Source organism: Pantoea stewartii subsp. stewartii, from assembly GCF_008801695.1.
Classification (GTDB): domain Bacteria; phylum Pseudomonadota; class Gammaproteobacteria; order Enterobacterales; family Enterobacteriaceae; genus Pantoea; species Pantoea stewartii.
Window position 1 is genome coordinate 1 of sequence record NZ_VZPF01000252.1, and the last position, 451, is coordinate 451.

Below are 451 nucleotides of genomic sequence, written 5' to 3' on the forward strand. Positions count from 1 at the left end.
AAAGGCGGCAAGATTAAGCTGGTTATCCCACCGGCGCTGGCCTACGGCAAAACGGGCGTTCCGGGTATCCCGGCGAACTCCACCCTGGTGTTCGACGTAGAGCTGCTGGATATCAAACCAGCGCCGAAAGCGGATGCTAAACCTGCCGATGCGGCTGACGCTAAAGCCGCAGATGCTGCTAAAAAATAAAAACTGAGAGCCGCCGCTTGTTATAGCGGCGGTTTTTTTTATGCAGGCCGGATATATTACTCACCATAATTTGATTTGCGGGTAACGGCGTTTGCGCTGGTCGTTAAGGGCGATACCGTCGGCTGAGTTACCGCCAACGCATATACAGCCTGAAATAGACGAGTAAATTAGTACTGGAAAGAGGAACCCTCACTGTATTAATTTAATCATCCGCGTAAATAATGAGCCTGCCCTGAAAACATAACGACAGGCTCCTGAAAAG

1 protein-coding gene is annotated in these 451 nt (G+C 50.3%); it reads left to right on the top strand.

Annotated features, from left to right (window positions below; all coding sequences use genetic code 11):
- Nucleotides 1-189: FKBP-type peptidyl-prolyl cis-trans isomerase (locus F7Q90_RS26045; RefSeq protein WP_211369711.1), on the top strand; the 189-nt coding region annotated here is incomplete at its 5' end.
- Nucleotides 190-451 lie beyond the last annotated feature (262 nt).